The sequence below is a fragment of the Aliiroseovarius sp. PrR006 genome, assembly GCF_010500215.1.
Classification (GTDB): Bacteria; Pseudomonadota; Alphaproteobacteria; order Rhodobacterales; family Rhodobacteraceae; genus Aliiroseovarius.
This window is the reverse complement of the sequence record NZ_JAAGOY010000004.1, coordinates 1233969-1260558: the sequence shown is the minus strand read 5'-3', so window position 1 is coordinate 1260558 and position 26590 is coordinate 1233969. Positions and strand designations below refer to the sequence as shown.

Genomic DNA, 26590 nt, shown 5'->3' with positions numbered 1-26590 from the left:
TCGGAACCGCCTTAGTCGCCTGAACGCGCCCAGTCACGCAGCTGGAACTTCTGGATTTTTCCCGTCGAGGTTTTGGGAAGCTCGCAGAACTCAATCCGCTTTGGCGTCTTGAACCCGGCCAGGCGTTCACGGGCGAAGGCGATCAGGTCCGCCTCGCTGACATCGCTGCCGTCCTTCAGTTCGACATAAGCGCAGGGGATTTCGCCCCATTTGTCATCCGGCTTTGCGACAACGGCACACAGGCTGACGGCGGGATGGTGCATCAACACGCCCTCGACCTCGACCGAGCTGACATTTTCGCCGCCCGAGATGATGATGTCTTTCGAACGGTCGGTGATCTTAATGTACCCGTCCGGCGTTTGATAGGCGACGTCGCCCGAGTGGAAATAGCCACCCTGAAACGCCTCGGCGGTGGCCTCGGGGTTCTTCAGATAGCCTTTCATGACCGAGTTTCCGCGGATCATGATCTCGCCGGTGGTTTCGCCGTCCAGCGGCACCTGCGCCATGGTCTCGTCCAATACGGTGATGTCTTCCATTTGCGGGAAGGCGACGCCCGTGCGGGCTTTGATCGCGGCGCGTTCCTCTTGCGGAAGATCGTCCCATTCGGGGCCGTTCCACAGGCATTCGGTCACGTGACCATAGGTTTCGGTTAGGCCGTAAACCTGTGTGACGTTGAAGCCCAAGGGTTCGATGGCGGCGAGTGTCGCTGCGGCGGGGGGCGCACCGGCTGTGAACACCTCGACCACGTGATCGAAGCTGCGGTGGTGTTCCTCGGGCGCGTTTACGATCATGTTCAAGACGATCGGTGCGCCGCCGAAATGGGTTACGCCCTCGTCCGCGATGGCATCGTAGACGGCCTTCGCGGTGATCGCGCGGCAGCACACAACGGTGCCGCCCAGAACCGGCATCATCCACGTGTGGTTCCAGTTGTTGCAGTGAAACAGCGGGACGATGGTCAGGTAGCGCGGATAAAGCTGCATGTTCCAGCTGATCGGCGTGCCCATCGTCATCAGGTACGCGCCGCGATGGTGATAGACCACACCTTTGGGCCGTCCGGTGGTGCCAGAGGTATAGTTCAGCGCAAGGCTTTCCCATTCGTCCTGCGGCATGATCCAGTCGAAATCCGGATCGCCGCTGGCAAGCAGGTCTTCGTATTCCTGATAGCGGCCCGAAGCCGGGAAGCCCGCGTCGGGGGCGGCGACCTCGATGATCTCGGGCTGCGCTGATCCGTCTTCTGACATCAGCTTGCAAGCAGCTTCGGCCAAGGGGATCAGTTCGCTATCGACCAGAATGGCTTTTGCTGCGCCGTGACCAAAAATGTAGGCGACCGTGTCCACATCCAGCCGCGTGTTGATCGTGTTCAGAATGGCGCCGCAGGCCGGGATGCCAAAGCTGGCTTCCACATGGGCCAGCGTGTTGTGTAGAAGCGTCCCCACCACGTCACCGGGCTGGATCCCGCGCGCCGCCAACGCCGAGGCCAAGCGGCTGACACGCCCGTGGTATTCACGATAGGTCAGGCGGCGATTACCGTCGATGACGGCCTCGCGGTTGGGAAACACCTTCGCGGCACGTTGAAGATGTGAAAGCGGGGTCAACGGCACAAAGTTTGCCGCACATTTATCCAACCCGCGTTCGTCTGCCATCCAACCCATTCTCACTCCTCCCAAAAGCGATGTGTTTTCTTAACCTGTGTCGTTTTCCGAGTGGACCCCAGTGTTGCCCCGTGGTCAATGGCTTCAAGAGGCTTTTCGAACAAGGAAAACGACATGGCGGCAGACAGACCATTGGCAGCGGCGGGATTTATCTTTGCTGCGATGTTCTTTCTTGGGTTCTTCGACAACCTTGTGCGCCAGATCGCGCCCGAGCTTGGATTGTGGCAGTTCCACCTGATGCGGACCGTGATGGCCTTTGGCCTGTTTGCGCTGATGTCCCTGTCCGATCGTGTCCGGTTGCGCCCTATTCGGACCTGGGCGGTGATGGTGCGCGGAGGTTTGGCCGCCCTTGCGATGCTGTTTTACTTCGGCGGGCTGGGCTTTTTGCCGGTGGGGCAGGTGGCCTCGGGCCTGTTCACTGCGCCGATCTGGGTAATGCTGATCTCGGCTATGTTCTTTGGAAAACCCATTGGGTTCACACGGATGGGGGCGGCCCTTGTGGGCTTCGTCGGCGTGGTCATCGTGCTGGACCCGTTTAGCGAAGGCATTCGCCCGGCGGTCGTTGTGCCGATGGCGGCGGGATTTTTCTATGCACTGGGGGCCATCGCGACGCGGCAATGGTGCGAAGGGGAAACGGCGCTGTCCATGTTGGCGGCCTTCTTCCTGTGCTTGGGCGTGTTTGGTGCGATTGGAACCGTCATCATGACGGTCTGGCCACATGAGGTGCCTTTGGGCGCGGATGGCTTCATCCTGCGCGGCTTCGTCTGGCCCAGTGGCTGGGCGCTGTTCATCACCTTCTTGCAGGCCTTCGGGTCGATCCTCGGGGTTGGGCTGTTGTTCCGCGGCTATCAACTGGGCGATCCGGCGCAGGTGGCGATCTATGAGTATTCGCTTTTGGGCTTCGCAGCAGCGTGGAGCTTTGTCTTGTATGGCGACCGATTGGGGTCGAGCGCGGTGTTGGGTATGGTGTTGATCGTGGTGTCGGGCGTCGTCATCACGCTGCGGTCGCGTGACAGTTAACTGATAGGGGCTTTGCCCCTCTGCGCTGCGCGCATTCACCCCAGGATATTTCAGGCAAGAAAATAAGAAAACGGCCCGGAGTGTATCCGGGCCGTTTTTTGTTTGGATCAGGCTGCGTCTTGGGCGCTGTCGAAGCGGCCATAGAAGGTCTCGCCCTTGTCAGCCAGATCACGCAGCAGAGCTGGCGTTGTGAAGCGCGTGCCGTGCGCTTCGGTCAGGCCATCGCAGATCTCGACCGCTTTGCCCGCGCCGATCATGTCCAGCCAGCTGAAGGGACCGCCCGACCACGGGGCGAAGCCCCAAGCCAGGATTGCGCCGACATCGCCTTCGCGGATGTCTTCCAGCACACCTTCTTCCAGCGCGCGGACGGCTTCCAGAACCTGGCTCATCATCAGGCGATGTTTGACTTCGGTCAGATCAGGCTGATCGTCTGCCAGCGGGAACTTGTCGCCAAGACCTTCCCACAGACCGCTGCGCTTGCCTTTCTCGTCATAGTCATAGAAGCCCGCATTTGCCTTGCGGCCCATGCGGCCTTCGTCGGCCATCCAGAAGATGATCTCGTCAACCGCGTCATCCGGATAGTCAGCACCCATCGCGGCCTTGGTGGCCTTGGCGATTTTTACACCCAGCTCGATCGAGGTCTCGTCGACCAGCTGAAGCGGCCCAACAGGAAAACCCAGCAGGCGTGCAGCACCTTCGACCAGCGCGGGCGAGACACCCTCGCCAACCATGCGCATGCCTTCGTTGATGTAAGGGATGATGCAGCGGTTGCAGTAGAAGAAACGTGCGTCGTTCACCACGATTGGCGTCTTGCGGATCTGGCGCACATAGTCGAGCGCCTTGGCCACCGCACGCGGGCCAGTTTCTTTGCCTTTGATGATCTCGACCAGCATCATGCGCTCAACGGGGCTGAAGAAGTGGATGCCGATGAACTGATCCGGGCGTTCCGAGGCCTTCGCCAGCTCGGTGATCGGCAGGGTCGAGGTGTTGGTGGCATAGATGCAATCGGGGCCAACGACGGCCTCGACCTTCTTGGTCATCTCGGCTTTCACACCCACGTCTTCGAACACAGCTTCGATGATCAGATCGGCGCCCTTCAGCGCCTCAAGATCGGTCGTCGCGGTGATGGCCGACAGAACGGCCTCTTTCTTCTCGGGCGTGGCTTTCTTGCGGGCGATGCCCTTGTCCAGATAGCCCTCGGAATAGGCCTTGCCGCGATCTGCGGCTTCCTGCGTTTGGTCGATCAAAACGACTTCCATTCCTGCCATGGCGGATACCAGCGCGATGCCGGCGCCCATCATGCCCGCACCCAACACGCCGACCTTCTTGACCGACTGGTCGTCGACATCTTTCGGACGCACGGCACCTTTTTCCAGCGCCTGCTTGTTGATGAATAGCGAGCGGATCATGGCGGACGATGACGGGTTCATCAGCACGTTCACGAACCAGCGGCATTCCACGCGCAGCGCATCGTCGAAGGGCACCATCGCGCCTTCATAGACAGCTGCCAGAAGAGCCTTTGCGGCGGGATAAACGCCATTGGTCTTGCCGTGGATCATCGCGGCGGCCCCAACGAAGGTCTGGAAGCCAGCGGGGTGATAGGGTGCGCCACCGGGCATCTTATAACCCTTGGCATCCCACGGCTTCACGATGTCGGCGTCGGTGGCGTTCATAACCCACTCTTTCGCGCGGGCTTGCAACTCGTCTGCCGGAACAACCTCGTCAATCAGGCCAGCGGCCTTGGCTTTGGCGGGGGCTACGGTCTTGCCTTCCAGCAGGAACGGCGCTGCCGCCATCGCGCCCATCTTGCGCACCAGACGGGTGGTGCCGCCTGCGCCCGGGAAGATGCCGACCATGATTTCCGGCAGGCCGATCTTGGCCTTGGGGTTGTCCGCCGCGATGATGCGGTGACAGGCCAGCGGGATTTCCAGACCGATGCCAAGCGCGATGCCGGGCAGGGCGGCGACAATCGGTTTGCCACCTTTGTTGGTCTTGGGGTCCATGCCTGCGCGCTCGATCTTACGCAGGGCACCGTGCATCGACATGATGCCGTCGAACAGACCCTGCGCCGGGTTGTCGCCCGCGTCGGATTTCATCTGAGCGATCACATTCAGGTCCATTCCCCCCGCGAAGTCTTTCTTCGCCGAGGTGATGATCGCACCCTTCACATTGTCATCGGACAGAACGGTGTCGACATGTGCGTTCAGCTCTTCAAGCGCGGCATAGGACAGCACGTTCATCGATTTGCCGGGAACATCCCAAGCGATGGTGGCGACGCCGTCGGCGTCCACGGAATAGTGAAAATCAGCCATGATTACGTCTCCTTACACGCGTTCCAGAATGGTGGCGGCACCCATGCCCGAGCCAATGCAAAGCGTGGCCAGACCGGTTTCCTTGTCGGCGCGCTCCATTTCATCCAGCAGGGCGCCAAGGATCATCGCGCCGGTGCCGCCCAACGGGTGACCCATGGCAATCGCGCCGCCGTTGACGTTCACCTTGTTGGTGTCGGCGTCAAAGGCTTGGATGAAGCGCAGAACGACGGATGCGAAGGCTTCGTTCACCTCAAACAGGTCGATGTCGCTGATCGACATGCCGGCCGCGGCCAGAACGCGTTCGGTCGCGGGGACCGGGCCCGTCAGCATGATGGTCGGATCAGTGCCCACTTTCGAGGTCGCCTTGATGCGCGCGCGGGGCTTCAACCCGTGACGCTCGCCGAACTCTTTGTTGCCGATCAGGATCGCAGCCGAACCATCCGCGATGCCGGACGAGTTGCCAGCGTGGTGGACGTGGTTGATCTTTTCCAGATGCGGATATTTCAGCAAGGCCACGGCATCAAAGCCCGGCATTGCCTCGCCCATCGCCTTGAACGAGGGGTTCAGGCCGCCCAGCGTCTGCATGGTGGTTTCGCGGATCATCTCGTCTTCGGCCATCACGGTCAGGCCGTTCTGATCAATAACGGGGATGATCGACTTGAAGCGGCCTTCCGCACGGGCGGCGGCGGCGCGTTTCTGGCTTTCGACCGCATAGGCGTCGCAGTCATCGCGGCTGAAACCGTATTCAGTCGCGATGATGTCTGCCGAAATACCTTGTGGCACGAAATAAGCTTTCATCGCCAGATGCGGGTCGGCGGCAATCGCACCCCCGTCCATGCCCATCGGCACACGGCTCATGCTTTCTACGCCACCGGCGATATAGGCGTCACCCGCTCCGCCACGCACTTGGTTGGCGGCCATGTTTACGGCCTCAAGACCGGATGCACAGAAACGGTTGATCGAGACACCGGGAATGCGCTCGTCCAGATCGGAATAGAGCACGGCGGAACGGGCCAGACAGGCACCTTGTTCGCCCACCTGGGTCACGTTGCCCCAGATCACATCCTCGACGGCGTGACCGTCCAGATTGTTGCGCTCTTTCAGCGCGTTAAGCGCAACAGACGACAGGCGTACCGAAGTCACTTCGTGCAGGGTGCCGTCTTTCTTGCCCTTGCCGCGCGGGGTGCGCACGGCGTCATAAATATAGGCGTCGTTCATCGTTGATCCTTTCGAAATCATGCGCGGTCGGCAGGCGATCCGGGCATCAGGTCATAGGGGTGTTTCCAGCCGGGCGTTTCCGAAATCCGGGTCAGCCAGGCGTCAATTGCGGGCCATTCGGCGCGGTCGAAGCCGAAGGGTTCGGGATAAAACAGGTAGCCGCAGCACGAGATGTCGGCGATCGTGATCTGATCTCCGACCAGCCAGTCGCGGCGCGACAGTTCGGCCTCCAGCGTCTTGTACGCGGATTTGAGGCGAGCTTGGTTGAAGGCAATCACCTCGGCCGGGCGTTTGTCTTCGGGCAGGAAGTTCATCAGGAAGCGGGTCGTGCCAGCCATCGAGGACATCTTGTGATTGTCCCAGAACTGCCAGCGCAGGATCTCGCGGCGCTCTTCGGCGCTGCGTCCACCCAACTTTCCGGATTTTGACGTCACATAATCCTGAATGGCGCCGGATTGCGATAGAGTCACATTTCCGTCCACCATCACAGGCACTTCGCCCATCGGGTTGATCTCGCGGTATTCCGGGCTGCGGGTTTCGCCCTTGAAGAAGTCGACAAAGACCGGTTCCCACTCCAGCCCGGACAGTTCCAGTGCCAAAGCGGCCTTGTAGGCGTTTCCGCTTTCTCCGAAGCAGTAAAGTTTGATGGTCATGGCGTCCTCCCGGCGCGTTATCGGTGTGAACTGTGCGCCCCGCGCGAGATGCTGCAAGGGCGCACAGAAATGTGTCAGGGGGCTAGGGTCAGAACTGATCTGCCTCCAGCGCCATCACCGTGTCCGCACCGCTTTCGATCCGTGAAAGATGCATCAACGTGGCGGGCAGGCGGCGTGCCATATAGTAGCGCGCAGTGGTCAGCTTGGTCTCATAGAACGTCGCGTCGCCTTCGCCGCTTTCCAGCGCGTCAAGGGCTGCGCGGGCCTGACGGGCCCACATGAAACCAAGGCAGACATGTCCGAAGAGGTGCATGAAATCATACGACCCAGCCAAAGCGTTGTTGGGGTTCTTCGCGGCCGATTGCATGAAATACATGGCCGAGGCTTGCAGGTGTTTAGAGGCGGTTTTCAGCGGTTCGATGAAGTCTTTCATCTCGTCGCTGTCCTGTTCTTTGCAATAGGATTTAACCATCTCAAAGAACGCCATGATTGGCTTGCCACCATCTGCGGCCAGCTTACGGCCGACAAGGTCCAACGCCTGAACACCGTTGGCACCTTCATAGATCTGGGTGATACGGGCATCGCGCGTGAACTGGCTCATGCCGTGTTCTTCGATATAGCCGTGGCCACCATAGATCTGTTGCGCCAGCACGGTCATGTCATAGCCCTGATCGGTCAGGAACCCTTTCAGAACCGGGGTCATCAGGCTGATGAGGCCATCGGCATCCTTGTCATCTGCACGATGCGCCTGGTCGATCAATTGTGCCCCCCACAGAAGGAACGCACGCGCGCCTTCGACGAAACTTTTCTGATCCATCAGCGAACGGCGAATGTCCGGATGCACGATCAGCGGATCGGCGGGGCCATCGGGGTTCTTTACGCCCGTTACGTCGCGGCCTTGCAGGCGGTCCTTGGCATAGATGACGGCGTTCTGATACGCGGCCTCGGCCTGCGCCAGACCCTGCATCGCCACGCCCAAACGAGCCTCGTTCATCATGGTGAACATGGCGCGCATGCCCTTGTGCATATCGCCCAGCAGGTACCCCGTTGCCTCGTCATAGTTCATAACGCAGGTCGAGTTGCCGTGGATGCCCATCTTTTTCTCGATGTTGCCCACCGAGACACCGTTGCGCGATCCGACCGAGCCGTCGTCGTTCACATTGAATTTCGGCACGATGAATAGCGACACGCCTTTGATGCCCTCGGGGCCACCCGGGATCTTCGCCAGTACAAGGTGAATGACGTTGTCCGACATGTCGTGGTCGCCGGCCGAGATGAAGATCTTCTGGCCCGAAACCATGTACGACCCATCGTCCTGCGGCTCAGCCTTGGTGCGCATCAGGCCCAGGTCGGTGCCACAATGCGGTTCCGTCAGGTTCATGGTGCCGGTCCACTCGCAGCTGACCATCTTAGGTAGATAGGTCGCTTTCTGTTCGTCTGTACCGTGGGCCAGAATGGCCGAGGCCGCGCCGTGGGTCAGACCCTGATACATGGTGAAGGCCTGATTGGCAGCCGAGAACATCTCGCCCACCGCAGTGCCAAGAAGCACTGGCATGTTCTGGCCGCCGAATTCCTCTGGCATGTCCAGCCCGGTCCAGCCGCCTTCTTTCATCTGCTCAAACGCAGCCTTGAAGCCGGTGGGTGTGTAGACGACGCCGTTCTCCAGCCGGCAGCCTTCCTGATCGCCCACTACATTCAGCGGGGTCAGAACCTCGCTTGCCACCTTGCCGGCTTCTTCCAGAACCGCGCTGGTGAAGTCACGTTCCAGATCCCCATATCCGGGAATGTCAGATTGCTCGGCCTTCAGCACATCGTGCAGAAGAAAGGCCATGTCTTGGGTGGGCGCGATATAGCTGGGCATGTCGGGCGTCCTTTCCGGTCAGCTGTTTTCTTCGAACGAGGCGATTTTCGCTTGGCCCCATTCCAGTTGTTCGGTCAGATCGTCAATGGCTTCATCCAGTTCCTCGCGCTGACGCTTGAGGTCATCAAGATGCCCTTTGGCCACGTCGACAGTGCGGATCAGCTGCGTCTGCTGCTGGTCGCCCATGTCATAGAGGTCCAAAAGTTGGCGGATCTCTTCCAGTGCAAAGCCAAAGCGCTTGCCGCGCAGGATGAGTTTCAGCCGCGCACGGTCACGTTTGGTGAACAGGCGCTTCTGGCCTTCCCGGATCGGGGAAAGCAGTTCTTTGGCTTCGTAGAAGCGCAGCGTCCGCGCGGTGACGTCGAACGCATCGCACATCTGGCGAATGGTCATAAGATCGTCGGTCATTTGATACTCCATACATTTCCGACACTGGCCACGGATCTGACCAGTTCCGTCTACATTATATGTTTACGTTTACGTAAATGTAACGTGACGTCGCGTCTTTTCTTGTCGTGGCGTAAAGCCTGATTTTACTGGGGATCGACAAGGGGCTGATTTTCAACCAAAAATCAGTTTCCCTAAGGGCAGGTAATTTTTTTCGGGTTTTGGAGCGCGAGGTTACCTTAGGGCAGTAAACAGCCCAACTCTTCGCGCCGAATCGCTTCTTGGGCTGTGATCAGCCGAGCCCGTCAGCAACGTCATCGCGCAGTTTCTGCAGGTCGGTGATGCTTTCAGACAGCTCTTCATACTGGGTGCGAAGGGCCGAGAGTTGACGGTCCGCCAGCTCGACCCAAGCCTGGTTTTGCGCATCAGTGCCTTTTTCATCATAGATCAAAAGCCACTGGCGCAGTTCTTCCAGTGAAAACCCAAAGCGGCGACCACGCAGAATCAGCGTCATCCGGGCCACTTCGCGCGGGGTGTAGAAGCGCGACCGGCCTTCCTTTTCGGGGTTCAGAAGCTCGATATACTCGTAGTAGCGCAGAGTGCGCGGGGTAACATCGAACTTTGCGCACATTTCTTTGAATGTCAGGCGGTCGTCAGACATAGCGCTCCCCTCGGCTTCACTTCGGTCCACCGTAAAGGACTGAGCGGATTGGTGCAATTCAGTAGAACCACGCGGTTGACGGGCGATTTTACGAATTGTGGTTGGGGCCGAAACACGGCCCCAACAGGTCTTAATTCATAAAGCCGGGTGCGATTATGTAGAATGCATAGGCGATGATCATGGCTGGGATCGTCGAATACAGCGTCGCAACGATTGCTGCCTTCGGGTTCAAGGCGATCGCCGGGAACAGCGCGTCGCCATCATTTGACACTGCGTTGCCCATAAGCGCTGCAAACGGAATGATGCCGTTCAGATACAGCGTGGTGACCAGAACCTGAGGTCCACAGCCGGGGATCAAACCAATCAACACGCCCATCAAAGGCAGAAGCGGTGCGATCGACTGGAACAGCAATTCAAGGTCCAGTCCGCCAAACTCGGCCACATAGTCATAGGCCAGATAGGCACCGATCACCCAGACCGAGATAAAGCTGGTTTCTTCTGCCATGCGGGTCAGTGGGCTGTCTTTGGAATTCGTCATGGCCGACACTTTGGACGTCGCCCAGATGCTGAGACCAAGGAAGGTGCCAGCAAGGGCGATCCACAGGATGGGCAGGCCAAATATGTGACTGACTTCGATCTGTGCCAGCTGCAGGGCGCCAACATAGAGGCCCGGAATTGCCAGAAGCAGGTAAGCCACGTCCTGAGGGCGGGTCTTGCCGATCAGGGGGGCAAGCTCGCAGCTGGCCAAGGTCGAAGCGCGATATTCTACGGTGTGGAAGCGGTCCACGATCCAGCCCGACAGGATGCCGATTGCAAAGGACAGGGGCAAAACAACAGCGGCTGCGTCTGGGCGTGTGGCCAGAAGTAGGAATGCCGCGTCGCCCATGGTCGCTGTCAGCGTGGCAACGACTGCACCGAATCCCACATGACCTGAACTGTATGCTGCAACCACGACCACAGCGCCACCGCAGCCTGGGGTTGCGCCCAGCAACGCCGCCAGCGGTACCTGTGCACCCTTGGCGTTGGACAGAACTTCCCCAATGTCGAAGTTAAACAGACGCTCGGCGCCGTAGAACAGAAGTAACGTTGCGGCAACAAAAACCGAGACCTGCACATAGGCGTCGGTCATCAGTCCGCGGGTTAGTTCGCCCAGTTGGCCAGGCGCAATGGCCAGTGCAAGCATGATGGCCAACACCAGTAGGCGTTTGGGGCGTCTCACGCCGAAGGGTGTGGCTATGGTTGTGGCGTCGGTCATATCAGCACTTTTAATTGAGAATAATTCTTAATTGCGAAACTAGGGGCTGGACGCGTGAATTGCAAGCGCCAATAAAAGACGTGAAAGCATAAGGATATTGCCAATGATGAAAGGCATGACGGCCGAACAGAAGGCCGAACTGGCGCGGAAATTCACCGAGGCGATTCCGCATTGCAAGGCACTGGGGATGGTTCTGGAAAAGCTGGAAGACGGCGAAGCGATCATGTCCATGCCTTATGACGAGAAGCTGATCGGGGACCCGCGCACCGGCGTAATCCATGGCGGGGCGGTGTCGGCTCTGCTGGATACGTGTTGCGGCTCGGCTGTGATGAGCCATCCGAAAGCGCCTGCGATCACCGCGACGATTGATCTGCGCATTGACTATATGCGCCCCGCGACGCCGGGGCAGAAGATCACCGCGAAGGCGACTTGTTACCACGTCACGCGCTCAGTCGCGTTTGTGCGCGCTGTGGCGCTGGACGAGGACGAGGGGCGCCCTGTTGCCACGGCCTCGGGCGCGTTTACCGCTGACGGCGACCCCAAACGCCGCTCGACCGAGATTTCCAATGACATCACCGATGATGTCAGCGAAGGAGGTGCCGCATGACATTGCCCCCAAACCACAAGCGTCCCGAGCCGGTCGAAGTTGTAAAGCAACGCCGCGACGCGGCCCTGTCCGGGTTGGTGGATGGCGTGCCCTATGTGCAGTTCCTTGGTATTCAGGTGGAACGCCATGGGGACGAGTTGACCGCCATCTTGCCCTTTGATGACAAGCTGATCGGCAACCCGATGTTGCCGGCGATCCATGGCGGTGTGACCGCCGCGTTTCTGGAAACGGCTGCGGTGATCCAGCTTAGTTGGTCAACCCTGTGGGAGGATATGGAAAGCGGTAGTTTGGATCCCTCGACGCTGGGGCCAGGTCACATGCCGTATCTGCCGAAAACGATTGATTTATCAATTGACTATCTGCGCTCGGGCCTGCCGCGCGATGCCTATGCCCGCGCACGTGTCGTGCGGCAGGGGCGGCGCTATGCGTCGGTGCATGTGGAAGCATGGCAGGACCGGCGCGAGAAGCTTTATGCGCAGGCGACAGGCCACTTCCTGATGCCCGGCTCGTGAACGGCCCCGCGCTGACCCATCGGCGCGTTCTGGCGGTCGCCGGACCTATTGTGCTGTCCAACGTGACCGTGCCCATTCTGGGGCTGGTCGATACCGGCGTGATCGGCCAGTTGGGCGACGCTGTTCCCATCGGCGCTGTTGGCATCGGAGCGGTGATCCTGTCGACATTCTTTTGGGTTTTTGGATTTTTACGCATGGGCACAACCGGCCTGACCGCGCAAGCACATGGTGCTGGACGTCAGGGCGAGGTCGCCGCAATGTTGACTCGCGCCCTTCTGATTGCGGTCGTCGCGGGTGTGGCGCTAATCACCCTGCAAGGCCCGCTGTTCTGGGCGGCCTTTCAGGTGGCCCCGGCCTCGAATGAGGTCGAGACGCTGGCCCGCGATTACCTCGCCATCCGCATCTGGGGCGCGCCCTTCGCCATCTCGGTCTATGCTTTCACCGGCTGGCTGATCGCGCTGGAACGTGCGCGGTCGGTGCTGGTTCTGCAAGTCGTCATGAATGGCGTGAATATCGGGTTGGACCTGTGGTTCGTGCTCGGCCTGAACTTGGGGGTCGAGGGCGTCGCGATTGCCACCCTCTTGGCTGAATTCTCGGGCGCGGCGCTGGGCCTGTGGCTATGCCGCGATATCTTCCGCAATCCTGCGTGGCGTGACCGCGCGCGGGTGTTGGATGGGCCGACATTGAAGAACATGGCGGTGGTGAACATCGACATCCTGCTACGCTCGCTCTTCATCATGGCGATCTTCACCAGCTTCACCTTCTATGGCTCGGGCCTGTCGGACATGGAACTCGCCGCCAATCAGGTGCTGATGCAGTTCCTGCACGTGACGGCTTACGCGATGGACGGCTTCGCCTTCGGGGCCGAGGCGTTCGTCGGTCAAGCGTTAGGCGCTCGAAACCGCTTTGCCGTCAGGCGCGCGTCCGTGATGAGCAGTATGTGGGGCGCGGGCATCTCCTGCACCTTGGCGTTGGGCTTTCTGTTGGTCGGCGGCTGGGGCATCGACGTCATGACCACCGCACCGGATGTGCGTCAGGTCGCGCGGGATTTCCTGCCATATATGATTCTGGCCCCGCTATTGGGTTGGCCTGCGTGGATGCTGGATGGGATCTTTATCGGGGCCACCCGGACAGGAGACATGCGCAACATGATGATCCTGTCCGCCGCGATCTATTTCGCAGCTGTTTACGCCCTGATGCCAAGTCTGGGCAATCACGGGCTGTGGGCCGCGCTGTTGATTTCCTTCGTTGCACGCGGGGCGACACTGGCCCTGCGCTATCCGGCGCTGGAACGATCGGCTGTGTAGCGCGTCAGAGGATTTCCAGCACGCTTTCCGGCGGACGCCCGATCCGGGCTTTGCCGTCTTTCAAGACGATGGGGCGTTCGATCAGGATCGGATGGGCCAACATGGCGGCAATCAGATCATCCTCGGACGAGTCTGCGGACAGACCCAATTCCTTAAACACCTTCTCGCCCTTGCGCATGATCTGGATCGGCGTCGCCTTCAACGCGGTCAGAACTGCCTGCAGTTCTGCTTCACTCGGTGCATCGTCCAGATATCGGCGCACCGTCACGTCTTCGCCGCGCTCTTCAACCAGCGCCAGCGTCTGACGCGATTTCGAGCAGCGGGGGTTGTGCCAGATCTCGGTCATAGCCATGCCTCGTGTCCGGTGCCGACGGCGTCGGCAACGCTGCTGAACCCGTCACGCTCTAACCGCTTATCAATCCCGCATGCGATCTCTTCCACAAGGCTGATGCCCTTATAGGCCAGCGAGGAATAGAGCTGCACCACCGACGCGCCCGCGAGGATCTTTTGATACGCATCCTCGGCAGAGGCGATGCCGCCGACGCCGATCAACGGCATCTGCCCATCGGTCAGTTGCGACAGACGCGCCAACACGCGCGTGGACTTTTCGAACAAAGGCGGGCCGGAAAGGCCTCCAGCTTCGTCCTTATGCACACTTTTCAAACCTTCGCGCGACAAGGTGGTGTTGGTGGCAATCACCGCGTCCACTTTGACTTCCTGCGCGACACCGGCCACCTCGGCCAGTTCTTCATCCGTCAGATCCGGGGCGATCTTCAGGAAGATGGGGGTGTATTTGTCGTGATCCTTGCGCGCATCCAGCACACCCTGCAACAGCCCACGCAGCGCATCCGCCCCCTGCAGATCACGCAGCTTTTCGGTGTTGGGCGAGCTGACATTGACTGTCACGAAATCCACGAATGGCCCGCAGCAGTTGAACACTTTCACATAGTCAGCCGCGCGATCATCGCTGTCCTTGTTGGCCCCAAGGTTCAGGCCCACTGGCACTGGGCGACTGCGCGAACGACGGGTCAGGCGGGCGGCGGCGGCCTCCATCCCTTCGTTGTTGAAGCCAAAGCGGTTGATGACGGCCTGATCTTCGGTCAGGCGAAACAGGCGCGGTTTGGGGTTGCCCGGTTGCGGGCGTGGGGTGACGGCGCCGACTTCCACAAAACCAAAACCCGCTTGAGTCAGCGCATCCACTACGGTGGCGTTCTTGTCATAGCCAGCGGCCAGTCCGACCGGGTTGGTCATCTCCATCCCGCAGAAGGTGGTTTTCAACCGGTCCGAGGTCACAATCCCCGGCATCGGCACCACGCCCGCCTTCATCGCCATCAACGCTAGCGTGTGCGAACGTTCTGGGTCCACCTTATGCAGCGCTTTCAGGGCAAGTTTTTCGATCACGTTCATGCCAGATCCTCTGGAAAGTCATGGCCGTCCGGGCCAAGCGGAATATCACGGTTCCACAAGGCTTCGGACAGCATCAGTTCGCGGTAGAGATGCGGGAACAGGGCGCCTCCGCGCGAGGGTTCCCATTTTAGCATCGTACCCATGGCGTCGGCCTCGAAGGCGACCAGAACCAGCCCTTCTTCTTCGGCGAAATGTTTGGCGGCGGTTTCACGCACCTGCTGCGCCGTGGAGAAATGGATAAACCCGTCCTGCACATCAACCGGTGCGCCCGTGGTCTTTCCGGCCATCTTGAAGGCTTGCCACTCGGCAGCCCGAAGTATCTTGTAAATTTGCATGGCTCTCATGTGCCGCGTTGGTGTCTTTGCGTCAAGCGGTGTTGGCAATTTGCCGCGTTTGTCGTGGGCGCCTTCGTCATCTTCTCGTTACGTCAGCTTGCCACCTAAACACGAGAGTTTTGACAAGCCGGGCCGACTCACGCCACGCTACTGCCAAAACAACAAGACTTTAGGGAGAATTAGTCATGACCAGATTTTTGACCACGGCGGCAGCCCTTGCGCTGACCACCGGCACCGCGATGGCGGATTATTCGCTGACCGTTCTGCACACCAACGACTTTCACGCCCGTTTTGAACCGATCAGCAAATATGACAGCGGATGCTCGGCCGAGGACAATACCGAGGGCAAGTGTTTTGGTGGTTCCGCCCGCCTGCAAACCGCGATCGAGGAAGCCCGTTCGCGCACCAACAACGCAATCCTTGTGGATGGCGGCGACCAATTCCAAGGCACGTTGTTCTACACCTATTACAAAGGCGCACTGGCGGCCGAGATGATGAACCAGATGGGTTATGACGCCATGACCGTGGGCAACCACGAGTTTGACGACGGTCCCGAGGTGCTGCGCGGCTTCATGGATGCTGTGAACTTCCCGGTGCTGATGTCGAACGCAGATGTCTCGGGCGAGCCGCTGCTGCATGACAAGCTGGCGAAATCCACCGTGATTGAACGTGGAGGCGAGAAGCTGGGCCTGATCGGCCTGACACCGCAAGATACGGACGAGCTGGCCTCGCCGGGGCCGAATGTAATCTTCACCGATCCGGTTCAGGCGGTGCAGGGCGAGGTCGACAAGCTGACCGAGATGGGCGTGAACAAGATCATCGTGCTTAGCCACTCGGGCTATGGCGTCGACCAGAAGGTTGCCGCCGAGACCACCGGCGTCGATATTATCGTGGGTGGCCACACCAACACGCTGCTTTCGAACACAAACGAGCGTGCGGAAGGTCCGTATCCGACCATGGTTGGCTCGACGGCAATTGTTTCAGCCTATGCATACGGCAAGTTCCTTGGCGAGCTGAACGTGACCTTTGACGATAACGGCAACATCACCGAAGCCAAGGGTGAGCCGTTGATCATGGATGGCGGCGTGCACGAACACGACGCCACCAAGGCGCGCATTGCCGAGGCAGCAGCGCCGCTGGAAGAAATCCGCCAGCGCGTGGTCGCCAACACTGCCGAAGCGATTGACGGCGAGCGTGGCTCGTGCCGGGCGATGGAATGCGCCATGGGCAACATCATTGCTGACGCCATGCTGGACCGTGTGAAGGATCAGGGTATTCAGATTGCGATCCAGAACGGCGGCGGGATCCGCGCCTCGATCGATGCGGGCGATGTCACCATGGGCGAAGTGCTGACCGTGCTTCCGTTCCAGAACACGCTGTCCACATTCCAAGTATCGGGTGAAACCATCATCGCGGCGCTTGAAAACGGTGTCAGCCAGCACGAAGAAGGCGCAGGCCGCTTCCCGCAGGTGGCTGGTATGACCTACGCGTTTGATGTCTCGAAAGAGCCGGGCAGCCGGATTTCTGACGTGATGGTGGGCGGTGCGCCGATTGATCCCGCGAAGATGTACGGCGTTGTGTCCAACAACTATGTGCGCAATGGCGGCGACGGCTACAAAATGTTCCGCGATGCCCAGAATGCGTACGACTACGGCCCGGATCTGGCGGATGTAACTGCCGAGTACATGGCCAAGATGGGCCCCGTTAAGCCGATGCTGGATGGGCGCATTACGCAAAAATAAGGGTGTCTGATCCTTTGAAGGCCTCCGACGGGACACCGCCGGGGGCTTTTTCGTTTTACGAAGGCGCGTTAAGATACGCGCATGGACCATCCGCTTTTCGACCTTATTGAACAGAAAATCCGCGCAGCAGAAGAAGCTGGCGAGTTTGAGAACCTTGAGGGCGCTGGAAAGCCGCTGCCCAAGGTGGATGACCCCGAAAACGCCGTTTTCAATCGTTTGGTGCAGGAAAGTGGTGCCGTACCCGAATTTGTACGCCTATCACGTGAACTAAAGCGGCTGCGCGATGAACTGGCGGAAACTGGCGACCGTACACGGCGCACTGACATCATGAAAGAAATGTCGATGATGGACGCGCAGATCGAACTGGCCCGCAAAGGCCGTTACTGACCGCTCCAGCGCTGGGTTGCAGCCAACACGCGCACCCCAAAGCGGCGCGCAGTTTCCAGATCCTCAGGTAGCAGATCTTCGTCCGCGCCCAGCTGTTCTGTCACCATCAGGCCCAGCCAGCTTCCGTCGCGGTTCAGTCCTGGACGACCGGGCTTAACCGGGGCGCCAATGTCGCTTGGGCCGATCCAGATCATGCCCATCTGAGCTGCGAAGATCGACAGTCGTTGCAGTGCGGCCAGCTTGTCTCCGGATGGGTGGATGGCCGTGGTGAACCCCGCGGCAATCTTATCGTTCCACAGGCCATGCTCCCAGCGGGTGTCGATTTCCTCCAGAAACAGACTGAAACGCGCGGCGGTGGATCCCATATAAGTGGGCGCGCCAAAGATGATGGCGTCGGTCTGGTCCAGCGCTTGCCAATCCGCATCAGTCAAAGCCTCCACGTCTAATAACCGGGCTGCGTCGCCAATGGCTTCCGCGATGGTTTCCGCGATGCGTTTCGTATGTCCAAATCCGGAAAAATAGGGGATGCAAATGCTAAGCTTTTTCATGCCGCCACTGTGCGGCGAAACGGCAGGTACTCCAAGCGAAATCATCTCTTCCCACGGGGCTTTGGCTGTGGTCATCTAATCCGGCGGAGGAGCATCACATGACCACATTCACCGGACCCGAAATCTGCAAACTGGAAGCGCACGAGGTCGTGGCGCTGCTGCGCAAGGGCGAGTTGTCGTCGGAGGAACTGATCGACGCGTCCGAGGCGCGCTTGGCGCAGGTAGAGCCCGCCGTGAATGCGGTGCCGGTGATCTGCGCAGATCGGGCGCGGGCGGCGGCCAAAGCGTTGCAGGGCGACACGGATCATCCCGGATGGCTGGCAGGCCTGCCCATTGGCATCAAAGACCTGACCCCCGTGGCGGGCGTGCGCACGACCTTCGGGACCAAGGCGCTGGCCGACAACATTCCGAAAGAAAGCGACCCGATCGTCACGCGGCTCGAGGCGCGGGGCGGCTTGGTCATGGGCAAGACCAACACGCCCGAATTCGGGGCGGGTGCCAACACGTTTAACGACGTGTTTGGGGCGACCCTGAACCCTTGGAATGCGCGGATGAACGCGGGCGGCTCGTCGGGGGGCGCAGCGGTGTCACTGGCCACCGGATCGCTGTGGCTGAGCCATGGGTCGGACCATGGTGGAAGCTTGCGCACACCCGCCGCGTATTGCGGGATCGTGGGTTTGCGTCCCAGCATGGGGCTGTGTGCTTCGGCGTCCGTGACCGGGTTCATCGGTGAAGGTGTGCAAGGGCCGATGGCGCGGTCGGTCACCGATTGCGCGCTGTTTCTGGACGCGATGGCTGGCTTTGAGCCGCGCGCGCCGCTCTCATTCCCCGCGCCTGACGCGCCGTATCAAGAGGCGGTCAAACGCGCCGACACCAAGCTGCGCATCGGCTTTGCGCCAGACCTAGGGGGGTATGCCCCGGTCGACGCGGATATGGCCCGCTATCTGGCCCGCGCCATGGCGGCGATCGAGGGGGCGGGCGCCACGGTCGACGAGGCTTGTCCGGACCTGACCGATCTTGAACGCACCTATCATGTGATCCGTGGCGGCATGTGGGCGGCGAACTTCATCAAGGCGCCGAAAAGCCTGACGCAACATTTCAAGCCGACGCTGGCCGAGAACCTCTCGTTCGGGCTGTCGCTGACCGCCGAGGATATCGCCACGGCGCAGCTGTCCCGCTCGCTCATCTATGACAATATGCGCAGCTTCCTTGACCGCTACGACGTGCTTGCCTGCCCGGTGGTCGGCAACATGCCCCATCCGCAATCCGAGGAATGGGTCAGCGAAGTCGGCGGGCAAACTCTGACCGGCTATATGGATTGGCTGCGCTTTGCTTTCTTGGCGACCACCGCGGGACTGCCCGCGATTTCCGTGCCTGTCGGGTTGTCGGATGACGGGCTGCCGGTCGGGCTGCAACTGATCGGTCCCCCACGTGGCGAGACCAAGCTGCTGGCCGCCGCCCGTGCGGTCGAAATGGTGATGGGTGGGCCACTTGGTCCGATTGACCCGGTCACGCCTAAAAGCTAAGCCAATCGCGAGTTTAGGAGAGCCGACATGTACGACCAGAACCACCTTGCCCACGCTATCTCTCGCGCATCAGATGGGCGCCACGACGCGACGTTCCTGACCGATGGGCGCACGGGCAAAGCGACCAGCTATGGTGACTTCTGGGCCAATGCTGAACGCATGGCGGCGGCTTTGGTGGCGCTGGGCGTTGCGCCGGGGGACCGCGTGGCAGTGCAGGCCCCGAAAGAGCCCGCGATGTTGGAGCTTTACGTGGGCACGGTGCTGGCGGGCGGTGTGTTTCTGCCGCTGAACACGGCCTATACGCCGGACGAGGTGGCCTATTTCCTAGGCGACGCTGCCCCGCGCGTGTTCGTCTGTGAACCGGGCAAACTGGACGCGCTGACGCCCATGGCAGAAGACGCGCAGGTGGCGCATGTGCTGACGCTTGGCGCGGGTGAGACGGGGACACTGGTCCCCGCCCGTGACGCACAAGAGCCGGGATTTGAAGCCGTGGCGCGCGAGGCGCTGGACCTTGCGGCGATCCTCTATACCTCGGGCACCACGGGGCGCTCAAAAGGCGCGATGCTGACCCATCGGGCGCTGGCATCGAACAGTGAAACGCTGCGGGATTACTGGCGCTTCACGGATAAGGACGTGCTGATCCACGCGCTGCCGATCTTCCACACGCACGGGCTGTTTGTGGCGACCAATGTCACGCTGATGGCGGGCGGGGCGGCAGTGTTCCTACCGGGCTTTGATGCCGAGGCCATCATCGACGCCATGCCAAATGCCACCGCGCTGATGGGCGTGCCAACCTTCTATACGCGCCTTTTGAAGGACGATCGTCTTGCCGAGGCGTCCAAGGGCATGCGGCTTTTCGTGTCCGGCTCTGCGCCGTTGCTGGCCGAGACCCATGACCGTTGGCGCGAGGTGACAGGCCACGCGATCCTTGAGCGGTATGGTATGACCGAGACCAACATGAACACCTCGAACCCCTATGATGGTGAGCGTCGTGCGGGTACGGTGGGCTTCCCGTTGCCGGGGGTTGAGGTGAAAGTGTGTGATCCCGCGTCCGGCCAGACGCTGCCCGAAGGCGAGATTGGCGTGCTGGAAGTGCGTGGTGACAACGTCTTTGCGGGCTATTGGCAGATGCCGGAGAAGACCGCCGAAGAACTGCGCGAGGATGGCTGGTTCATCACGGGTGACTTGGTGCTGATTGACCCGGATGGTTATGTGACCATTGTTGGGCGCGGCAAGGACCTGATCATCACCGGAGGGTTCAACGTCTATCCGAAAGAGATTGAAGGCGTGATTGACGAGCTGCCCGGCGTTTTGGAAAGCGCCGTCATTGGCGTCCCACACGAGGATTTCGGCGAGGCGGTGGTGGCCATTGTCGTGGCGCAGGATGGTGTCGCGGTGGATGAAGCTTCGGTGAAAGCGGGCGTGTCCGAGAGCCTTGCCAAGTTCAAGCAGCCCAAGCGGGTGATCGTGGTGGACGAGCTGCCGCGCAACACGATGGGCAAGGTTCAGAAGAATGTTATGCGCAACACTTTTGCGGATCTGTTGAAGGGGTAAGGTGTTCGGCGGCTCACTGCGTGAGCCTGTCAGGGGCGCTGCCCCGCATGATTTTCCTGCGGAAATTCATGCTCCCCCGGGATATTTTTAGCAAGAAAATGAGAGGGTCAGCGTGGTGGCGGACCATCTTTAAGGCGGTAACCAACGAAGGCGGCGTGCAGATAGTTGCGTCTGAATGCCGGAAACGGAAACCGGGGTAGGGGGCGTGTGTGCACGGGTAGCTCGGAGATGCGGCCAAGCGCCATGTCTGCGAGCCGCGCGCCGGTCCAGGTGCCCATTGCCACGCCATTGCCGTGGAAGTTCAGCCCGGCCCAGGCAGTAGTGCTGTCTCCGATCGGTCCGGCATAGGGCAGCAGGTCTTGTGAAAGGCTGATGAGGCCTGACCAGAAATGCGGGGTCTCGATGTCTTGCCACGCTGGGAACATGGCGGCGAGGTGCTGTTTCATCCGGGCGCGCATCGCGGCTTGGCCTTCGGGGCTGGCGCCGACATTGCCGCGCGCGCCGAATAGGAACCGTCCGTCAGGGAGCAGTCGGAAATAGTGCAGCAGGTTGCGGCTGTCATAGGCCATCAGGTCCGTGCTCCAACCCTGTGCTGCGATCTCCTCTTGGGCCAGTTTGCGGGTCACGAGGATGTTGGATTGCACCGGCAGATAGCGCCCCGTTAGCCAGTCGGGCACGCCCTCCGAGGAATAGCCGTTGGTCGCGATGATTAGTTTTTTCGCTGTGATCCGGGCCGTCGGGGTCGTTAGGACGTGGTGGGTGCTGGAGTGCTCAATCCGGGTGACGGGGCTGTGGGCGGATAGGATGGCCCCGGCGGATTCGGTGGCGCGGGCCAAGCCGCTGACATAGCGCCCGGGATTGAGCGCAAATCCCAAGGGCAGGATCAGCCCGCCGTGAAACGCACCGTTCATGCCGCGGGTTTTCAAGTCGTTTGCTGGGATCAGCTCGGCGGGGTGGCCAAGCTCGGCCCATTCGGCTTGTTCGGCGCGCAGGTTGGTCATGGCGCGGGGCGTATGGGCCATAACCAGCTCGCCGTCCGAATGGGTTTCGGCGTCGATGTTATGGCGCTCCAGCAGGTCGGCCACCAGTTCGACTGCAGCTTTCTGTGCCGAGAAATAGGCCCGTGTCGCATCGTCTCCGAAACGCTTTCGGATCCCGCTTAGCCCCAGTTTGTCGCCGCCGATGGTGCAAAACCCGCCATTCCGGCCAGACGCACCCCAGCCGGGGGTCTTGGTGTCCAGAACTACCACTTCGGCCCCGGCTTCAGCGAGGTGAAGTGCCGCCGAAAGACCGGTGAAGCCGCCGCCCACAACGGCGACCTCGACCTTGTGATCACCTTCTAGCGCGGGCCAGTCGCCCTCGGGACGCGGCCAGATGCATTCGGCGCGGGCCGCATCAGAATAGGCGTAGTCCTCGTAGATCCTACGGGACATCAAAGCCGTCCGAGATAGGTGCGATACTCCACATGGGTGATTTCATGAGTCAGCTGCGCGATCTCGTCCCGGCGCATGGCGGCGTAGACGTCGACAAAGCGCTGGCCGAAAATCGCGACCGCCACGTCCGAGGCAGCGAACCGCTCGACCGTTTGGAACCAGTCCGCAGACAAACGTTCAGCGGGCTCTGCATTCGCGTCATCCAGCGGCAAGGGCAGAGCAGGTTTGGTGTCCAATCCGTGCAGCATGCCGCCAAGGATTGCGGTGATCGCCAGATAGGGGTTCACATCGGCCCCTGCGATCCGGTGTTCCAGACGCGCGCCCGGTCCCTTGGTTTCGGGCAGGCGCACACCGGCGGCGCGGTTGTCGAAGCCCCAATCGGGGGCCGACGGCGCGAAGCTCATGGGTTTGAAGCGACGGTAAGAATTCAAATGCGGGGCAAAGATGGCCTGCAGGTCACGCATCGTGTCGAGCGTCCCGCCCACCGCATGTTTCAGCGCGTCAGACGGCCCATCTGTCCCGTCGTCAAACACGTTCTTGCCGTCACGATCCACGACCGAGGCGTGGACGTGCATCCCATTCCCCGGGAAGTCGGCATAGGGCTTGGCCATGAAGGTGGCTTCCATCCCATGCGACCGCGCCACACCGCGGACAAGACGTTTGAACAAAAGCGCCGTATCGGCGGCCCACATCACGTCATCGGTATGGTGGAAGTTGATCTCGAATTGGCCGGGGCCAAACTCGGCAATCAATGTGTCGGTGGCCAGCCCCTGCACTGTGGCGGCAGATAGGATGTCGTCCAGAATGTCCTGCGTGCGTTCCAGCACCTCGAGGTCATAGTTCTGTGCGTCCGGGCTGCGATCTGGCGGCGTGGGGGCGTCGGTTTGCTCGGCACGCGGCTTGAACAGATAGAACTCCAACTCGGTCGCCAAAACCGGGTGCAGACCGGCCGCGTGCAGCTTGTCCACCATGCGTACCAGTTGCTGACGCGAGGACAGGTTCGAGATCTCGCCCGTGTCCGGGTCGATCATTTCCACCTGTACCTGCGCCACATGGCCCTTGGCCCACGGGACCGGACGTAGGGAACCCGCAACCGGCACAATACGCCCATCCGGGTCACCTACGACGATGCCCAGACCGGTGGCCTCAACCTCTTCCCCCATGATGTTTGGGGCATAGGTGGAAATGGGCAGACGCACCGCGCCCTCGGCCAGTTTCTTTTCGTCGTCGCCGGGCAACCATTTGCCACGCAGAACCGCGTTGGCGTCGCACAGCATCAGCTCCAGACGGTCAGGACGCCCGTGGGCTTTTACATAGGTTGCGTATTCTTCAAGAAAATCGCTCATCAGGTGGCCTCTTGTTCATCCTTCGCGCGTTTCGCGATGGCGCGTTTTGAGGTTAGGGATGCCCCAATCACACCGACCGCCACAAGGGTAATCATGATCGTGGACAGCGCGTTGATCTCGGGGCTGACGCCCAGACGGACCGCCGAGAAGATCTTGATCGGCAGCGTGGTCGAGCTTGGGCCCGAGGTGAAGCTGGCGATCACAAGGTCATCCAGCGATAGGGTGAAGGCCAATAGCCAGCCTGAGATCACCGCAGGTGCGATGATTGGCAGGGTGACAAGGCGGAAGGCTTCGAACCCCGTGCAGCCAAGGTCCAGCGCGGCCTCTTCCAGCGACTGATCGAAGGTCACAAGGCGGGATGACACCACGACCGAGACGTAACACATCGAGAATGTCGTGTGCGCCAGCACGATGGTCAGAACGCCGCGATCCAAGCCAATGGCGATGAACAGAAGCAGCAGCGAAAGACCGGTGATCACTTCGGGCATTACCAGCGGCGCATAGATCATGCCGGAAAACAGCGTGCGCCCGTGGAAGCGGCCCGCGCGGACCATGACATAGGCCGCCATCGTGCCCAGCACGGTTGCCACGGACGAGGACATCACGGCCACTTTAAGCGTGACCCATGCAGCATCGAGGAAGGCTTCGTTCCGGAACAGTTCGCCATACCATTTGGTCGAGAAACCCGCCCAGACGGTGACCAGCTTGCCGCCGTTGAACGAATACACGATCAGGATCAGCATCGGGATATAGAGGAAGGCAAACCCGAGGGTCAGCGATACGGTGTTGAACCAGCTTAAACGTCTCATTTGCCGGCCTCCCTTTGCTTTTCTTCGTTGCGCTGGAACAGCACGATGGGAATGATCAGGATCAGCAGAAGCACGACGGCCACTGCCGAGGCGACCGGCCAGTCACGGTTCGAGAAGAACTCTTCCCACAGAACCTTACCAATCATCAGCGTTTTCGATCCGCCCAGAAGCGACGGGATCACGAATTCGCCCATTGCAGGGATGAAGACAAGGAAGCTGCCCGCGATGATGCCTTGTTTGGCAAGCGGCAACGTGACCAGCCAGAACGCGGTCATGCGCGAGCAGCCAAGGTCTTCGGCGGCTTCCAGCAGGCTTTCGTCAAGACGCTCCAGCGCCGAATAGATCGGCAGCACCATGAAGGGCAGATAGGTATAGACGATGCCGATATAGACGGCGGTGTTGGTGTTCAGAATGGTCAGTGGCTCGCCAATGATGCCGATATTCATCAGAAGCTGGTTCAGCAGACCTTCTTGGCTCAGGATCGCTTTCCACGCATAGACGCGGATCAGGAACGAAGTCCAAAAGGGCAGGATGATCATCATCATCAGGGTCGGGCGCCATTCATCCGACGCACGGCTCATGCCATAGGCGATGGGGAAGCCGACCAGCAATGCAAGGATCGTCGACATTGTCGCGATTTTCAGGCTGGACAGATAGGCTTTCCAGTAAAGGTCGTCTTGGGTGAGCCACGTGAAGTTTTCGATGTCCAGCCCGGACAACCAAGCGGTGAAACCCGCCCAGCCTTCGGACATGTCCAGCGTGGGGGTGTAGGGCGGGATGGCCAGCGCCGTATCCGACAGGCTGATTTTCAGCACGATCAGGAACGGCACCAGAAACAGGGCCAAAAGCCACAGATAGGGGACAGAGATCAGGCCAAAGCGTTTCATGACGTCAGTACCACGCCCGCGGTGTCGGTGAAGCTTAGCCAGACATCCTGTTCCCACGTGATCGCGCGGCGGCGAATGCGGCGGGTGTTGGCGGCCTGCGCTTTGATCAGCTGTCCTGTAGGCGTCTCAACGACATAGGTCGACATGTTGCCCAGATAAGCGATGTCATGCACTTTGCCTTGAATGATGTTGGTCATATCGGCGGGTTTCTCGGTCGCGATGTTGACCTTCTCGGGGCGGATCGCCAACGTGGCGCGGGTGCCTGCGGGAATTGCGTCATGGGCGATGCCAATCAGATCCTGCTGACCCTCGGCCCAGCTGATCGTGGCGTGATCGTCGCCGGAGGTGGTGACGTTGCCTTCGATCAGGTTCACGTCACCGATAAAGTCAGCCACATAGACGGATCCGGGCTCTTCATAGATTTTCGCAGGCGTATCCACCTGGATGATCTTGCCGTGGTCCATGACTGCGATGCGCGAGGCAACCGTCATGGCTTCTTCCTGATCGTGGGTCACGATCACAAAGGTGGTGCCGGTCTGCTCCTGAATGTCCATCAGCTCGAACTGAGTATCCTGACGCAGCTTTTTATCCAGCGCGCCAAGGGGTTCATCCAGCAGCAAAAGCTTCGGCGCTTTCGCCAAGGATCGCGCCAGCGCCACACGCTGTCGCTGTCCGCCCGAGATCTGGTGTGGTTTGCGGCTGGCGAACTTGCCCAGCTGCACAAGGTTCAGCATCTCGTCAACACGGGCGGCAATCTGGTCCTTCGGCATCTTGTCGCGCTTCAGGCCAAACGCGATGTTTTCCGCAACCGACAGGTGTGGGAACAGCGCATAGCTTTGGAACATCATGTTCACCGCGCGCTTATTCGGCGGGATCGGCGCAACGTCCTGACCGTCAATCAGAATGGTGCCCTCAGTCTGGGTTTCAAATCCACCCAGCATCCGCATCATCGTGGTCTTGCCGCAGCCGGACGGACCAAGCAGGGCGAAAAACTCTTTTTCAAAGATGTCGATGGTCAGGTTGTCGATCGCGGTAAAATCACCAAAGCGCTTGGTGACGTTCTGGAAGCGGATCAGCGGGGTGGCCTGGGCATCTTCCCAGGGAGCAAACTCGGCAGGAGCCGTGGCAAGGGCGGCGTCGGACATGATGAACCTCGGGGAAATAAAGGGGC

General features: G+C 60.3%; 25 protein-coding genes. 8 read left to right on the top strand and 17 right to left on the bottom strand.

The annotated features are described in order from the left end of the window. Positions 1–11 precede the first annotated feature (11 nt). Positions 12–1652, bottom strand: coding sequence for a long-chain-fatty-acid--CoA ligase (locus G0Q00_RS06210; RefSeq protein ID WP_163037353.1), 1641 nt, complete (start codon positions 1650–1652; stop codon positions 12–14). 114 nt (positions 1653–1766) lie between these two features. On the opposite strand from G0Q00_RS06210, the gene G0Q00_RS06205 reads away from it, so the two are divergent. Continuing rightward, a complete protein-coding gene (locus G0Q00_RS06205; protein ID WP_163037351.1) occupies positions 1767–2672 on the top strand; it encodes a DMT family transporter in 906 nt (301 codons plus the stop codon). Positions 2673–2779: 107 nt separating this feature from the next. Here G0Q00_RS06205 and G0Q00_RS06200 read toward each other — a convergent pair whose 3' ends face one another. The 7 genes from G0Q00_RS06200 to G0Q00_RS06170 all read right to left on the bottom strand — a co-directional run bounded on the left by G0Q00_RS06200 (position 2780) and on the right by G0Q00_RS06170 (position 11019). Continuing rightward, positions 2780–4984, bottom strand: coding sequence for a 3-hydroxyacyl-CoA dehydrogenase NAD-binding domain-containing protein (locus G0Q00_RS06200; RefSeq protein ID WP_163037349.1), 2205 nt, complete (start codon positions 4982–4984; stop codon positions 2780–2782). Positions 4985–4996: 12 nt separating this feature from the next. Further along, positions 4997–6202, bottom strand: a complete 1206-nt coding sequence (locus G0Q00_RS06195; protein ID WP_163037347.1) for an acetyl-CoA C-acetyltransferase — start codon at positions 6200–6202, stop codon at positions 4997–4999. Positions 6203–6219: 17 nt separating this feature from the next. Further along, positions 6220–6855, bottom strand: coding sequence for a glutathione S-transferase family protein (locus G0Q00_RS06190; RefSeq protein WP_163037345.1), 636 nt, complete (start codon positions 6853–6855; stop codon positions 6220–6222). Between the two features lie 88 nt (positions 6856–6943). Then, positions 6944–8716 carry an acyl-CoA dehydrogenase C-terminal domain-containing protein gene (locus G0Q00_RS06185; protein WP_163037343.1) on the bottom strand — a complete coding sequence of 591 codons (1773 nt, stop codon included), beginning with the start codon at positions 8714–8716 and terminating at the stop codon, positions 6944–6946. An 18-nt stretch (positions 8717–8734) separates the two neighbouring features. Then, positions 8735–9124 (bottom strand): MerR family DNA-binding transcriptional regulator, encoded by a 390-nt coding sequence (locus G0Q00_RS06180; RefSeq protein WP_203564901.1) that lies wholly within the window; start codon positions 9122–9124, stop codon positions 8735–8737. Positions 9125–9395: 271 nt separating this feature from the next. Beyond that, on the bottom strand, positions 9396–9764 hold the full coding sequence (locus tag G0Q00_RS06175; RefSeq protein ID WP_163037339.1) for a MerR family DNA-binding transcriptional regulator: 369 nt from the start codon (positions 9762–9764) through the stop codon (positions 9396–9398). Between the two features lie 130 nt (positions 9765–9894). Then, a complete protein-coding gene (locus tag G0Q00_RS06170) occupies positions 9895–11019 on the bottom strand; it encodes a putative manganese transporter (RefSeq protein WP_163037337.1) in 1125 nt (374 codons plus the stop codon). 103 nt (positions 11020–11122) lie between these two features. Here G0Q00_RS06170 and G0Q00_RS06165 point away from each other — a divergent pair, with 103 nt between their 5' ends. Genes G0Q00_RS06165 through G0Q00_RS06155 form a run of 3 tightly spaced genes read left to right on the top strand, consistent with a single transcriptional unit; the run spans position 11123 to position 13445 of the window. Beyond that, positions 11123–11626 (top strand): PaaI family thioesterase, encoded by a 504-nt coding sequence (locus tag G0Q00_RS06165; RefSeq protein ID WP_239058333.1) that lies wholly within the window; start codon positions 11123–11125, stop codon positions 11624–11626. Then, positions 11623–12138, top strand: coding sequence for a PaaI family thioesterase (locus tag G0Q00_RS06160; RefSeq protein WP_163037335.1), 516 nt, complete (start codon positions 11623–11625; stop codon positions 12136–12138). The genes G0Q00_RS06165 and G0Q00_RS06160 overlap by 4 nt, the downstream gene beginning before the upstream one ends. Beyond that, positions 12135–13445 carry an MATE family efflux transporter gene (locus tag G0Q00_RS06155; protein WP_370458541.1) on the top strand — a complete coding sequence of 437 codons (1311 nt, stop codon included), beginning with the start codon at positions 12135–12137 and terminating at the stop codon, positions 13443–13445. Before G0Q00_RS06160 ends, G0Q00_RS06155 begins: the two co-directional genes overlap by 4 nt. Before the next feature lie 4 nt (positions 13446–13449). On the opposite strand, the gene arsC is transcribed toward G0Q00_RS06155, so the two are convergent. From arsC to G0Q00_RS06140, 3 genes are read right to left on the bottom strand one after another with little or no spacing between them, the layout of a single operon-like run. Continuing rightward, positions 13450–13791 (bottom strand): arsenate reductase (glutaredoxin), encoded by a 342-nt coding sequence (gene arsC / locus G0Q00_RS06150; RefSeq protein WP_163038339.1) that lies wholly within the window; start codon positions 13789–13791, stop codon positions 13450–13452. Next, entirely contained in the window at positions 13788–14852 is a 1065-nt protein-coding gene (locus G0Q00_RS06145; protein WP_163037332.1) for a quinone-dependent dihydroorotate dehydrogenase, read from the bottom strand. The genes arsC and G0Q00_RS06145 overlap by 4 nt, the downstream gene beginning before the upstream one ends. Then, positions 14849–15187 (bottom strand): DUF952 domain-containing protein, encoded by a 339-nt coding sequence (locus G0Q00_RS06140; protein WP_163037330.1) that lies wholly within the window; start codon positions 15185–15187, stop codon positions 14849–14851. The genes G0Q00_RS06145 and G0Q00_RS06140 overlap by 4 nt, the downstream gene beginning before the upstream one ends. 185 nt (positions 15188–15372) lie before the next feature. Between G0Q00_RS06140 and G0Q00_RS06135 the strand changes: the two genes are divergently transcribed. Further along, positions 15373–16929 carry a bifunctional UDP-sugar hydrolase/5'-nucleotidase gene (locus G0Q00_RS06135; RefSeq protein ID WP_163037328.1) on the top strand — a complete coding sequence of 519 codons (1557 nt, stop codon included), beginning with the start codon at positions 15373–15375 and terminating at the stop codon, positions 16927–16929. Between the two features lie 81 nt (positions 16930–17010). Further along, positions 17011–17316, top strand: a complete 306-nt coding sequence (locus G0Q00_RS06130) for a DUF1992 domain-containing protein (protein ID WP_163037326.1) — start codon at positions 17011–17013, stop codon at positions 17314–17316. Here the strand turns inward: G0Q00_RS06130 and G0Q00_RS06125 are convergent. Further along, a complete protein-coding gene (locus tag G0Q00_RS06125) occupies positions 17310–17939 on the bottom strand; it encodes a flavodoxin family protein (RefSeq protein ID WP_239058331.1) in 630 nt (209 codons plus the stop codon). The genes G0Q00_RS06130 and G0Q00_RS06125 overlap by 7 nt on opposite strands. Before the next feature lie 23 nt (positions 17940–17962). On the opposite strand from G0Q00_RS06125, the gene G0Q00_RS06120 reads away from it, so the two are divergent. After that, positions 17963–19390, top strand: coding sequence for an amidase (locus G0Q00_RS06120; RefSeq protein ID WP_163037324.1), 1428 nt, complete (start codon positions 17963–17965; stop codon positions 19388–19390). Positions 19391–19417: 27 nt separating this feature from the next. Continuing rightward, on the top strand, positions 19418–20944 hold the full coding sequence (locus G0Q00_RS06115; protein WP_163037322.1) for a malonyl-CoA synthase: 1527 nt from the start codon (positions 19418–19420) through the stop codon (positions 20942–20944). 107 nt (positions 20945–21051) lie between these two features. On the opposite strand, the gene G0Q00_RS06110 is transcribed toward G0Q00_RS06115, so the two are convergent. The 5 genes from G0Q00_RS06110 to G0Q00_RS06090 are packed head-to-tail and all read right to left on the bottom strand — an operon-like array spanning position 21052 to position 26564. Continuing rightward, complete coding sequence (locus G0Q00_RS06110; RefSeq protein WP_163037320.1) at positions 21052–22377, bottom strand: FAD-binding oxidoreductase; 1326 nt, start codon at positions 22375–22377, stop codon at positions 21052–21054. Further along, the gene (locus G0Q00_RS06105) at positions 22377–23723 is read right to left on the bottom strand and encodes a glutamine synthetase family protein (protein WP_163037318.1); all 1347 of its coding nucleotides are present in this window, start codon (positions 23721–23723) and stop codon (positions 22377–22379) included. Before G0Q00_RS06105 ends, G0Q00_RS06110 begins: the two co-directional genes overlap by 1 nt. Continuing rightward, on the bottom strand, positions 23723–24532 hold the full coding sequence (locus tag G0Q00_RS06100; protein WP_163037316.1) for an ABC transporter permease: 810 nt from the start codon (positions 24530–24532) through the stop codon (positions 23723–23725). The genes G0Q00_RS06105 and G0Q00_RS06100 overlap by 1 nt, the downstream gene beginning before the upstream one ends. Next, positions 24529–25419 (bottom strand): ABC transporter permease subunit, encoded by an 891-nt coding sequence (locus G0Q00_RS06095; RefSeq protein ID WP_163037315.1) that lies wholly within the window; start codon positions 25417–25419, stop codon positions 24529–24531. Before G0Q00_RS06095 ends, G0Q00_RS06100 begins: the two co-directional genes overlap by 4 nt. After that, positions 25416–26564, bottom strand: coding sequence for an ABC transporter ATP-binding protein (locus G0Q00_RS06090; RefSeq protein ID WP_163037313.1), 1149 nt, complete (start codon positions 26562–26564; stop codon positions 25416–25418). Before G0Q00_RS06090 ends, G0Q00_RS06095 begins: the two co-directional genes overlap by 4 nt. Between the last annotated feature and the right edge of the window lie 26 nt (positions 26565–26590).

Excerpts from the sequence above, each read along its gene's own strand:
- G0Q00_RS06210 (WP_163037353.1), bottom strand. The coding sequence starts at position 1,652 with ATGGGTTGGATGGCAGACGAACGCGGGTTGGATAAATGTGCGGCAAAC.
- G0Q00_RS06205 (WP_163037351.1), top strand. The coding sequence starts at position 1,767 with ATGGCGGCAGACAGACCATTGGCAGCGGCGGGATTTATCTTTGCTGCG.
- G0Q00_RS06200 (WP_163037349.1), bottom strand. The coding sequence starts at position 4,984 with ATGGCTGATTTTCACTATTCCGTGGACGCCGACGGCGTCGCCACCATC.
- G0Q00_RS06195 (WP_163037347.1), bottom strand. The coding sequence starts at position 6,202 with ATGAACGACGCCTATATTTATGACGCCGTGCGCACCCCGCGCGGCAAG.
- G0Q00_RS06190 (WP_163037345.1), bottom strand. The coding sequence starts at position 6,855 with ATGACCATCAAACTTTACTGCTTCGGAGAAAGCGGAAACGCCTACAAG.
- G0Q00_RS06185 (WP_163037343.1), bottom strand. The coding sequence starts at position 8,716 with ATGCCCAGCTATATCGCGCCCACCCAAGACATGGCCTTTCTTCTGCAC.
- G0Q00_RS06180 (WP_203564901.1), bottom strand. The coding sequence starts at position 9,124 with ATGACCGACGATCTTATGACCATTCGCCAGATGTGCGATGCGTTCGAC.
- G0Q00_RS06175 (WP_163037339.1), bottom strand. The coding sequence starts at position 9,764 with ATGTCTGACGACCGCCTGACATTCAAAGAAATGTGCGCAAAGTTCGAT.
- G0Q00_RS06170 (WP_163037337.1), bottom strand. The coding sequence starts at position 11,019 with ATGACCGACGCCACAACCATAGCCACACCCTTCGGCGTGAGACGCCCC.
- G0Q00_RS06165 (WP_239058333.1), top strand. The coding sequence starts at position 11,123 with ATGATGAAAGGCATGACGGCCGAACAGAAGGCCGAACTGGCGCGGAAA.
- G0Q00_RS06160 (WP_163037335.1), top strand. The coding sequence starts at position 11,623 with ATGACATTGCCCCCAAACCACAAGCGTCCCGAGCCGGTCGAAGTTGTA.
- arsC (WP_163038339.1), bottom strand. The coding sequence starts at position 13,791 with ATGACCGAGATCTGGCACAACCCCCGCTGCTCGAAATCGCGTCAGACG.
- G0Q00_RS06145 (WP_163037332.1), bottom strand. The coding sequence starts at position 14,852 with ATGAACGTGATCGAAAAACTTGCCCTGAAAGCGCTGCATAAGGTGGAC.
- G0Q00_RS06140 (WP_163037330.1), bottom strand. The coding sequence starts at position 15,187 with ATGCAAATTTACAAGATACTTCGGGCTGCCGAGTGGCAAGCCTTCAAG.
- G0Q00_RS06135 (WP_163037328.1), top strand. The coding sequence starts at position 15,373 with ATGACCAGATTTTTGACCACGGCGGCAGCCCTTGCGCTGACCACCGGC.
- G0Q00_RS06130 (WP_163037326.1), top strand. The coding sequence starts at position 17,011 with ATGGACCATCCGCTTTTCGACCTTATTGAACAGAAAATCCGCGCAGCA.
- G0Q00_RS06125 (WP_239058331.1), bottom strand. The coding sequence starts at position 17,939 with ATGACCACAGCCAAAGCCCCGTGGGAAGAGATGATTTCGCTTGGAGTA.
- G0Q00_RS06120 (WP_163037324.1), top strand. The coding sequence starts at position 17,963 with ATGACCACATTCACCGGACCCGAAATCTGCAAACTGGAAGCGCACGAG.
- G0Q00_RS06115 (WP_163037322.1), top strand. The coding sequence starts at position 19,418 with ATGTACGACCAGAACCACCTTGCCCACGCTATCTCTCGCGCATCAGAT.
- G0Q00_RS06110 (WP_163037320.1), bottom strand. The coding sequence starts at position 22,377 with ATGTCCCGTAGGATCTACGAGGACTACGCCTATTCTGATGCGGCCCGC.
- G0Q00_RS06105 (WP_163037318.1), bottom strand. The coding sequence starts at position 23,723 with ATGAGCGATTTTCTTGAAGAATACGCAACCTATGTAAAAGCCCACGGG.
- G0Q00_RS06100 (WP_163037316.1), bottom strand. The coding sequence starts at position 24,532 with ATGAGACGTTTAAGCTGGTTCAACACCGTATCGCTGACCCTCGGGTTT.
- G0Q00_RS06095 (WP_163037315.1), bottom strand. The coding sequence starts at position 25,419 with ATGAAACGCTTTGGCCTGATCTCTGTCCCCTATCTGTGGCTTTTGGCC.
- G0Q00_RS06090 (WP_163037313.1), bottom strand. The coding sequence starts at position 26,564 with ATGTCCGACGCCGCCCTTGCCACGGCTCCTGCCGAGTTTGCTCCCTGG.